The sequence below is a fragment of the Streptomyces sp. CNQ329 genome (genome assembly GCF_000482585.1).
The window spans coordinates 1-8824 of the sequence record NZ_AXVU01000082.1 but is presented as its reverse complement, the minus strand read 5'-3'; the positions used below and the strand labels follow the sequence as shown (position 1 = coordinate 8824).

At 74.8% G+C, this 8824-nt stretch carries 7 protein-coding genes; 4 read left to right on the top strand and 3 right to left on the bottom strand.

Annotated features, from left to right (window positions below; translation table 11 throughout):
* Positions 1 to 531, top strand: a 531-nt coding sequence (locus I003_RS0128350) for a DUF5926 family protein (protein ID WP_027774571.1), incomplete at its 5' end; no start/stop codon positions are given.
* A gap of 332 nt (positions 532 to 863) precedes the next feature.
* On the opposite strand, the gene I003_RS0128345 is transcribed toward I003_RS0128350, so the two are convergent.
* Entirely contained in the window at positions 864 to 1565 is a 702-nt protein-coding gene (locus I003_RS0128345) for a bifunctional DNA primase/polymerase (RefSeq protein WP_027774570.1), read from the bottom strand.
* 531 nt (positions 1566 to 2096) lie between these two features.
* Between I003_RS0128345 and I003_RS0128340 the strand changes: the two genes are divergently transcribed.
* Together I003_RS0128340 and I003_RS0128335 are read left to right on the top strand one after the other, a co-directional pair.
* The gene (locus I003_RS0128340) at positions 2097 to 3866 is read left to right on the top strand and encodes a PP2C family protein-serine/threonine phosphatase (protein WP_027774569.1); all 1770 of its coding nucleotides are present in this window, start codon (positions 2097 to 2099) and stop codon (positions 3864 to 3866) included.
* A 146-nt stretch (positions 3867 to 4012) separates the two neighbouring features.
* A complete protein-coding gene (locus I003_RS0128335; RefSeq protein ID WP_027774568.1) occupies positions 4013 to 5572 on the top strand; it encodes an aminopeptidase P family protein in 1560 nt (519 codons plus the stop codon).
* A gap of 187 nt (positions 5573 to 5759) precedes the next feature.
* On the opposite strand, the gene I003_RS0128330 is transcribed toward I003_RS0128335, so the two are convergent.
* Together I003_RS0128330 and I003_RS0128325 are read right to left on the bottom strand one after the other, a co-directional pair.
* Entirely contained in the window at positions 5760 to 7313 is a 1554-nt protein-coding gene (locus I003_RS0128330; RefSeq protein ID WP_486584438.1) for a sensor histidine kinase, read from the bottom strand.
* A 55-nt stretch (positions 7314 to 7368) separates the two neighbouring features.
* On the bottom strand, positions 7369 to 8052 hold the full coding sequence (locus I003_RS0128325; protein WP_027774566.1) for a response regulator transcription factor: 684 nt from the start codon (positions 8050 to 8052) through the stop codon (positions 7369 to 7371).
* A gap of 129 nt (positions 8053 to 8181) precedes the next feature.
* On the opposite strand from I003_RS0128325, the gene I003_RS0128320 reads away from it, so the two are divergent.
* Entirely contained in the window at positions 8182 to 8733 is a 552-nt protein-coding gene (locus I003_RS0128320) for a PepSY domain-containing protein (RefSeq protein WP_027774565.1), read from the top strand.
* Positions 8734 to 8824 lie beyond the last annotated feature (91 nt).

Genomic DNA, 8824 nt, shown 5'->3' with positions numbered 1-8824 from the left:
CCCGCCGCGCCCACCGGCACCGGCGAAGGGCCGCGGCTGCAGGACCTGCTCGACGCCTCCGCGCCGCTGCGGCCCGTGGTGCACGACGGGTTCGAGTTCTGGCTGGACGACGCGGAGTCGGCCTCCGGCGAGGTCGCCGCCTCCCTGGAACGGGCCAACGCCGCCGCCATCCCCACCGCCCGCCTCGGCGGCGTCGAGGCGGCGTACTGGTGCGAGGCACCGGAGAAGAACCACCTGCGCTGGGTCATGCCCCACCCCGAGGAGAAGCTTCTCGACGCCCTCGCCCGGCTGCACGCCGCCGGGGCCTCCGCACTCGCGGAGAACACCCGGCTCGTCGGCTCGTTCCGCGCGCACGGCCTCGTGGTGCCGGTGTGGGACCTGCCGTCGTCGATGACGGCGGAGGACTGCGAGAAGCCCGCCGCGGAGTTCGGGGAGCGGCTGGCGGAGGCGCTGGCCGTCACCGAGCCGCTGACGGGTGCGGAGCGCAAGGCCCGCGGCGGTCTCGCCAACCGCCAGGTGACGCTGAGCTGATCACCTGCATACCGTGCGGTATGACGGGTCCATCATTTGACGGGAATTACGACGTTCGAATTTGCGAAACGCCAAAGTGTTGTTACCGTCGCTTGTAGCCCGGTCGCTGGTGCATCCCCCGTCGCCAGCGGCCGGGTCTTTACATGCCCGGCCGCCGGCCATTCATGGAATTTCATTCGGCGCGGCGAAGCGCGGAAGCCCACGGCACAGGGCCATTCCGGTGGGACACGACGTGCAGGCGGCACTACGGACCGCTTGACGGCACGCCCGCCCGCGGACACCACCCGTCCGCCCTGCGCACGCCTCGGCGCACACCGCGCGGCGCGCACCCCTCAGCCGACGAACCTGGTGCCGCCGCCCGGGGCCGCCGCCACCGCCTCCACGAGCACGTCGACCACCGTGGCCACCGGCGGCAGCCACGGCGCCCTGCCGTGGGGGCGCGGCGCCCGCTCCCAGCGGACCCGTCCCGCGCCCGTCTGCGACGGCGGCAGCGCCAGATAGCCGCCCTCGCCGTGGAAGCCCAGCGACGCCGGCACCCAGCCGTGCTCGCCGAGCAGTTCGCCCAGCTCCTCGTAGCCGTAACTGGCCACCAGCAGCGCCCAGCGCTCCGGTGTGGCCACCACGGGGCCCGTACGCACCCCGAGCCGGTCCAGCCGGGCCAGCGCCCGCGCGGCGGTCACCGCCGGCAGGCTCACCGCGCTCGGCGCGAAGCCGCCGGTGGCGAGCAGCACCGGCGCGTCCGGCTGCCGCTCCCACCACCAGCGGACCATGCGCGGGTCCGTGGTCGCGGCGAGCACGCCGGGGTCGTGGGGATGTGCACCGGGCACGGCGCACTCCGTATAGGGACAGGCACATGCGCGGTCGCGCGACGGGGCTGCCGGTTCCTGCGTCCGGTCCCGACTGCCGGGCGCCTGCGCTCGAAGGCCCGCTCCGGGCACGACGGGCCACTGCCACTGTGAAGCGAACGTCAGCGCAGCGTCCGGCAGCACCCGCTGCCCATTACGCCTGCGCCGCTTTCCGGGATATTCGCGCATAAGCGCTCATCCTTCCGTGGCACCAGGGTCTGCTGGCCGATCACCTTGCGAGGGTCATACAGTCACTGCGGTCTCGGTGCGGTGTCTGTGCTGCGTCGGTGCGCTGCTCGGTGCGTCGGTGCGTGCTCGATCGTGCAATGGCGCGCCACGCGTCGGCGAGGCCCGGGCTCTGTCCAGTAGGACGCACTGCCGCCTGGGCGGGTTCCTGCCGTTGCCGGCTTGTGTGGGGACCTCCGTGTCGAAATCCAGTCGACCGCAGTTGACCAGAGCACCCATCGGTTTTCAGCCAAACACAGATGCCCCGCGGACACCACCCTGCTCTAGCCGACAACACTGGACATCGCATCACCAGTCCGTGTAAATGTGGATCTATTGCGAGTGGCGCAGCATGAGATGGGGGTCTGCGATGCTGTTGAGCGCGATGCCTGTGCCGGTCAGGCCCGTACGGACGGGCCGCGCCGGAGCGCGGGCCGCGGGTGCGGAACCGCTGCCCGAAAGCCGCCGACGGTGAGCACCCCACCCTCCCCGAATGTGGCCGGAATTGAGCTGCAGCGGCTGCTGCGACCCGCTATCGCCCACCCCGCCGAGTCCCCCGCGCTCTCCTACGACCGCCTCTCCGCCTGGGCCGGCGACCTCACCGCGCTCCACGAACTGACCGCACGTCTCGCCCGCACCACGGAGTGGGAACAGGCGCTGTACGAGATCGTCCGGGCCGGCGCGGAACTCGTCGGCGCCCGCCGGGGATTCGCCGTGCTGCAGCCCGCCGACGGCCGCGGTCCCGACGCCCGTGTCGGCTACGGCATCGGCGCCGCGGAGCTGGGCGCCATGGAGACCGTGCCACGCGCGTCCACGTCGTACGGGCGCATCCTCGACGCCCCCGCCACCGCCCGCCCCGCCGACGTCTGCCGCCCCGACCTCGCCGCGGAACCCGGCCTCCACCCCCGCCACCGCGACGTCGCCATGCGCCTGGGCTACGCGGCGGGCTACGCCGTGCCGCTCGCGGCGACAGGTGCGTGGACGGGGGCGGGGCCGCAGCCCCCGGGGCCGGCGCGGGCTCCGGCCGCGGCGGGTCCCGGGAGCGGCGGAGTCCCGCCCGCGGCGGGCCCACCACCGGGACAACCGCACCAGGGCGGTATGGCGCAACCGGGCCAGTCGGGAACCGGACACTCCGGCTCCGCCCCTGAGGCCCCTGCCGGGGCCGTCCCCGGCGCCGTGCACCCGGGGACGCCCCGCGGCGTGCCGCCCGCCGGGCCCGCCTACGGCCCCGGCGCCCCGGCCGCCGCCCCCGAGCCGCACGCCCCCGGACCCCCCGCACCCGGACGGCATGCCGGCGGACGCGCCCCCGTACCCGGGCCCGTGCCACCCGGGTACGGGCCCACCCGCCCCGGCGCGCCCCCGCACCCCGGCGGCGCGCCGCAGCCCGCGCCCCCGCACCCGCCCCCCGCGCTCCTCGGCGCCGTCGAGTGGCTCTACGACGGGCCCGCGCGCCCCACCGACCGGCAACGCCGCCTCGCCGGCCTCTACGCCCGCCACGCCGGCGACCACCTCGCCCGCCTCCTCGACCTCGCCCGCGCCCGCACCGCCGCCGACGGCGTACGCGCCGCCCTGCTCCCCGCCCTCCTCCCCCGCGTCCCCGGCGCCCGCGTCGCCGTCCGCCACCGCACGGGCCCCCTCGGCGGCGGCGACTTCTACGACGTCCTCCCCCTCCCCGACGGCGCCCTCGGCCTCGCCGTCGGCTCCGCCGGCGGCGGCGGACCCGCGGCCGTCGCCGCCATGGGCCAGTTGCGCGCGGGGCTGCGCGCGTATGCCGTCATGGAGGGCGAGGACCCCGTCGCCGTCCTGTCCGACCTCGAACTCTTCATCCGGCTCACCGAGCCCGGACGCCGCGCCACCGCGCTCTTCGCGTACGCGCCGCCGGGACGCCGCAGCATCGTCGTCGCCGGCGCCGGCCACTGCCCGCCGCTCGTCACCGGCCCCTGGCGCACCGAGTACGCCGAGACCAGCCTGTCCGCGCCGCTGGGCATGCTGACCTGCTGGGAAGCGCCCAGCGTCACCATCGACCCCGCTCCTGGAGAAACCGTCCTGCTCTACACCGACGGCCTCCTGCACCGCACCGGCCGGCCCGCCGACCAGGCCATGACCCGCCTGCACCACGCCGCCGCCACCGCGCCCCCGCCCGTACGCGACGACCCCGAAGCGCTCACCGACCACGTCCTCGCCCGCCTGCTGCCCGCCGGCCCCGACGACGGCGCCGGCCACCCCGAGGACGTCGTCCTGCTCGCCGTACAGCTCACCGGCTGACCGCGCCCGCCGTCGCGCCCTCCTCCGCCCTCCCCGCGCGCCGCCGGTCGCCCGCCGTCGTTCGAAACGTCACTGCTCGCGGGGTCTTCGCGGCGCGCCCCCGGCCGTACGCTGGAGACGGCCCACGCATCGCAGAGGAGGAAGCCGTGACCGAGGAGCAGCCGCAGACCCGGACGCCCGAGACCGCGGAGTCCGCGGGACCCGAGCAGACCACGCCCGGGGAGACCGCGGAAGGCGCCGAGGGCGCGGACGGCACCGACGGCGCCGGTGACAAGCCCGCCAAGCAGCGCAAGAACGGCCTGTACGGCGGCCTCTCGGACGAACTCGCCGAGAACATGAAGTCCGGCTGGGCCGACACCGAGCGGCACGACCTCCAGCCCCTCCCGCAGGCCGCGTACGCCGCCGAACGCCGCGCCGTGCTCTCCGCCCGCTTCCCCGGCGAACGCCTCGTCATCCCCGCGGGCAACCTCAAGGTCCGCGCCAACGACACCGAATACCCCTTCCGGCCCTCCTCCGACTACGCCTACCTGACCGGCGACCGGACCGAAGACGGCGTGCTCGTCCTGGAGCCCGTGACCACCGGCGACGGCAAGCCGGGCCACGAGGCCACGGCGTACCTGCTGCCGCGCTCCGACCGCACCAACGGCGAGTTCTGGCTCTCCGGCCAGGGCGAACTGTGGGTCGGCCGGCGCAACAGCCTCACCGAGAACGAGAAACTGCTCGGCCTGCCCGTCAAGGACGTCCGCAAGCTCACCGAGCACCTCGCGGAGGCCACCGGGCCGGTGCGGCTGCTGCGCGGCTACGACGCGGCCGTCGACAAGGCGCTCGTCGACAAGGTCACCGCCGAGCGGGACGAGGAGTTCCGCGTCTTCCTCTCCGAGATGCGGCTCGTCAAGGACGAGTTCGAGATCGCGGAGATGGAGGACGCGTGTGCGTCGACCGCGCGCGGCTTCGAGGACGTCGTGAAGGTCCTCGACCGGGCCGAGGCCACCAGCGAGCGCTACATCGAGGGCACGTTCTTCCTCCGCGCCCGCGTCGAGGGCAACGACGTCGGCTACAGCTCGATCTGCGCCGCCGGCCCGCACGCCACCACGCTGCACTGGGTACGCAACGACGGCGCCGTCCGCGCCGGCGAGCTGCTCCTGCTCGACGCCGGGGTCGAAACCCGCAACCTGTACACCGCCGACGTCACCCGCACGCTCCCCATCGACGGCACGTACACGCCGCTGCAGCGGCGGATCTACGACGCCGTGTACGAGGCGCAGGAGGCGGGCATCGCCGCCGTCCGGCCGGGGGCGGCGTACCGCGACTTCCACGACGCCTCGCAGCGGGTGCTGGCGGCGAAGCTCATCGAGTGGGGGCTGCTGCAGGTCGAGGACGTGGACAAGGTGCTGGAGCTGGGGCTCCAGCGGCGCTGGACGCTGCACGGCACGGGCCACATGCTCGGCATCGACGTGCACGACTGCGCCGCGGCCCGCACCGAGGAGTACGTGGGCGGGACGCTGCGTCCGGGGATGTGCCTGACGGTGGAGCCGGGGCTGTACTTCCAGTCCGACGACCTGACGGTGCCGGAGGAGTACCGGGGCATCGGGGTGCGGATCGAGGACGACATCCTGGTGACGGAGGACGGCTGCCGGAACCTGTCGGCCCACCTGCCGCGGCAGGCGGACGAGGTGGAGGCGTGGATGGCCCGCCTGCGCGCCTGACGCGCGGGCGGGGCGGGGTACCGCTGACGCGTGGGCGCGCCGGACGCGGGCGCGTGAGGTGCGGTGCGCCGGCCGGTGCGTACGGGCGGACACCGGCCGGCGCACCGGGGAAGACGCATTCCGGGCGCGGAAGGTGTGCACGGTTTCCGCGCCCGGCCCGGCGGCGGATGCCGGGATCTGTCAGCCGTCAGCCCGCGTTCGTCGCCCCGTGCAGCGGCAGCCGCACGCTGAACAGCGCCCCGCCGCCCGGTGCCGCGCCGACGCCGATCGTGCCCCCGTGGCGTACGACCACGTCCCGGACGATCGCGAGGCCCAGGCCCGCGCCGCCCTCGTCCCGGCTGCGCGCGTCGTCGAGGCGTACGAACCGCTCGAAGACCCGCTCCCGGTCCGCCGGCGGCACTCCCGCCCCGTCGTCCGCGACCTCCAGCACCGCCCACGTGCCCTCACGGCGCACCCGGACGTCGACCCGGCCGGCGGCGTGCCGTACCGCGTTGTCCAGCAGGTTGCCGAGGACGCGCTCCAGTTGGCTGCGCGAGCCGGCCACCGTGGCGTCCGCCGCTTCCCCGGCCACGACCGCCACCCGGCCCGCCGGGCCCCCGGCACCGTCCGGGGCCTCCGCGTTCCGCCGTGCCACCTCCTCCCGCACCAGCGCGCCCAGCGCGACCGGCTTGCCCGCCGGCTCCTCCCCGGCGTCCAGCCGGGCCAGCAGCAGCAGGTCGGCGGCGAGGTGCTGGAGCCGTACGGTGTCCGCCACGGCGCCGTCCAGGTCGAGGAGTTCGGGGTGGGCGGCGGCGACCTCCAGTTGGGTACGGAGTGAGGCGATGGGGCTGCGCAGTTCGTGGGAGGCGTCGGCGACGAAGCGGCGCTGGCGTTCGACGGACTCCTCCAGCGCGGTCAGGGTCTCGTTGGTGGTACGGGCCAGCCGGGCGACCTCGTCGCGGCTGGTGGGTTCGGGGACCCGGCGGGACAGGTCCGTGGACGCGGTGATCGCGGCCATCTCGCCGCGGATGCCTTCCACCGGGCGCAGCGCCCGCCGCGTGACCAGCCAGGTCACGCCGGCCACGACGGCGAGCAGCGGCACCAGCCCGGCGAGCATGGCGCGGCCGACGGTGCCGACGGCGTTCTGCTCGGTGTCGAGCGGCACGCCCGCCCAGACGGTGTAGGTGCGGTCCTCGGGGGAGGTCACCTTGAGGCCGGCGAAGCGGTAGTCGGCGAGCTTGCCGTCGAGGACGGCCCGGCCGTCGTCGTAGTCCGGTTCGTCGGCGACCTCGCCGCGGCGCGGGTCGGCGTCGTCGGAGTCGTCGTCGGCGTCGTCGGCGTCGTCGGCGTCGTCGGCGTCGGCCCCGGAGCGCGCGTCCTCGACGGAATCGTCGGGGTCGTCCTCGGCGTCGTCGTCGGCGGCGTCGGTGGCGTCGTCGTCTTCGGGATCTCCGGTGGGCGACGGCGTGGGCGTCGGGACCGGCGTCGCGCGCTCCGTGCGGGTGCCGGGCGGGGGGTCGGTGGCGGACCCGCCGGCGCCGTCGAGGTGCGTGAGGTCGTCGCTCACCAGCAGGATGCCGTCGTCTTCGCCGCGTACGACCACGGGGGTGTCGTCGGGGAGGTCCAGGTCGGCGACCGGTATGCCGTTGCTCAGTTCCGTCGCGGTGCGGCGGGCGTTGACCTCCGCCTGCAGGGCGGCCTGGTCGTGCAGGTTGGAGCGGAGGACGAGCAGGACGGCGACGCCCGCGGCGACGAGCGCCAGGGCGACGACGGCGGTCGCGCCGACCGCGGCCCTGGCGCGTACGGAGGAGAACGGGCTACGCACGGGGACCGCCGCCGCCGTCCGGGTCGGTGAGCCGGTAACCGGCGCCGCGCACGGTCTGGATGGTGCGGGTGCCGAGCTTGCGCCGCAGGGCGCTGACGTACACCTCGACGATGTTGGGATCGCCGTCGTACGCGAAGTCCCAGGCGTGGCCGAGGATCTCGGACTTGGCGACGACCTCGCCGGCGCGCTGCGCCAGCACGTCGAGGACCGCGAACTCCTTCGTCGTCAGCGTCACCTCCGTCTCGCCGACGTGCACCCGCCGTGCGGCGGAGTCGACGGCGAGGGAGCCGACGCGCAGGACGGGTGCGGCGGTACGGCCGCGGCGGCGCAGGAGCGCGCGTATGCGGGCGAGGAGGACGACGTAGCTGAAGGGCTTGGTGAGGTAGTCGTCGGCGCCGGTGTCGAGCCCTTCGGCCTCGTCGTACTCGCCGTCCTTGGCGGTGAGCATGAGGAGGGGGGTCTCGTCGCCGGCGGCACGGAGAGCGGCGCAGACGCGGTAGCCGTTGAGGCCGGGGAGCATGATGTCGAGGACGATGAGGTCGTAGTCGGTCTCGGTGGCCCGGTGCAGACCTTCGACGCCGTCGTGGACGACGTCCACGGCGAAGCCCTCGGCGGCGAGCCCGCGGGCGAGGGAGGTGGCGAGGCGTCGTTCGTCCTCGACGATCAGCAGTCGCATGGTCACAAGGGTCGCAAACGGAAGCTGAAGAACTCTTCAGGTCCCTTCAGGGTGCCTTCAGGATCGTTCAGGCAGCGTGGTTCCCGTCAGCACACAGCGGCACGATCCGCCGAAAGCGGGAGGACCCTCATGAAGCGCAACATCGTCATCGCCGTCGCCACCGCGGCTCTCATCACCGGCGGCACGGTGACCGCGGTCGCGGTCTCCGACGGCGACAGCGGGGCGGACGCGACCTCGATGCCGGCGGACGTGGAGGTCGGCGACGACGACGGCCGGGACGACGACCTCGGCGACCGGGACGACCGCGATGACAGGGACGGCCGGGACGGCGACGGCCGCGACGGCCGGGACGGCCGGGACGACGACCGCGGTGAGGCCGAGGCACTCGCCGCCGCGAAGGTCGGCATCGACGACGCGGTCGCGGCGGCGCTGCGGGAGCGGGCCGGGACGGTGGAGTCCGCGGAGTTCGACGGCGACGACCGCGGCGCCCACACGTGGGAGGTCGACATCCTCGGCGAGGACGGCAAGTGGTACGAGGTGAAGGTCGACTCCGACAGCGGTGACGTCGTCGCGGCCCGCGGCGACGACAGCGACGACCGGGAGGACCCGGAGGACCGGGACGACGACGGTGACGACCGGGACGACCGGGACGAGGAAACCGGCGACCGCGACGACGACTGACAGTGAGGATGTAGGTGAGCGTTCCCCGGCGGGGTCTGACCCAACGCCTGACTGACTCAGGGTCTTCAACGGGATCTGTCGGCCCTGTCCG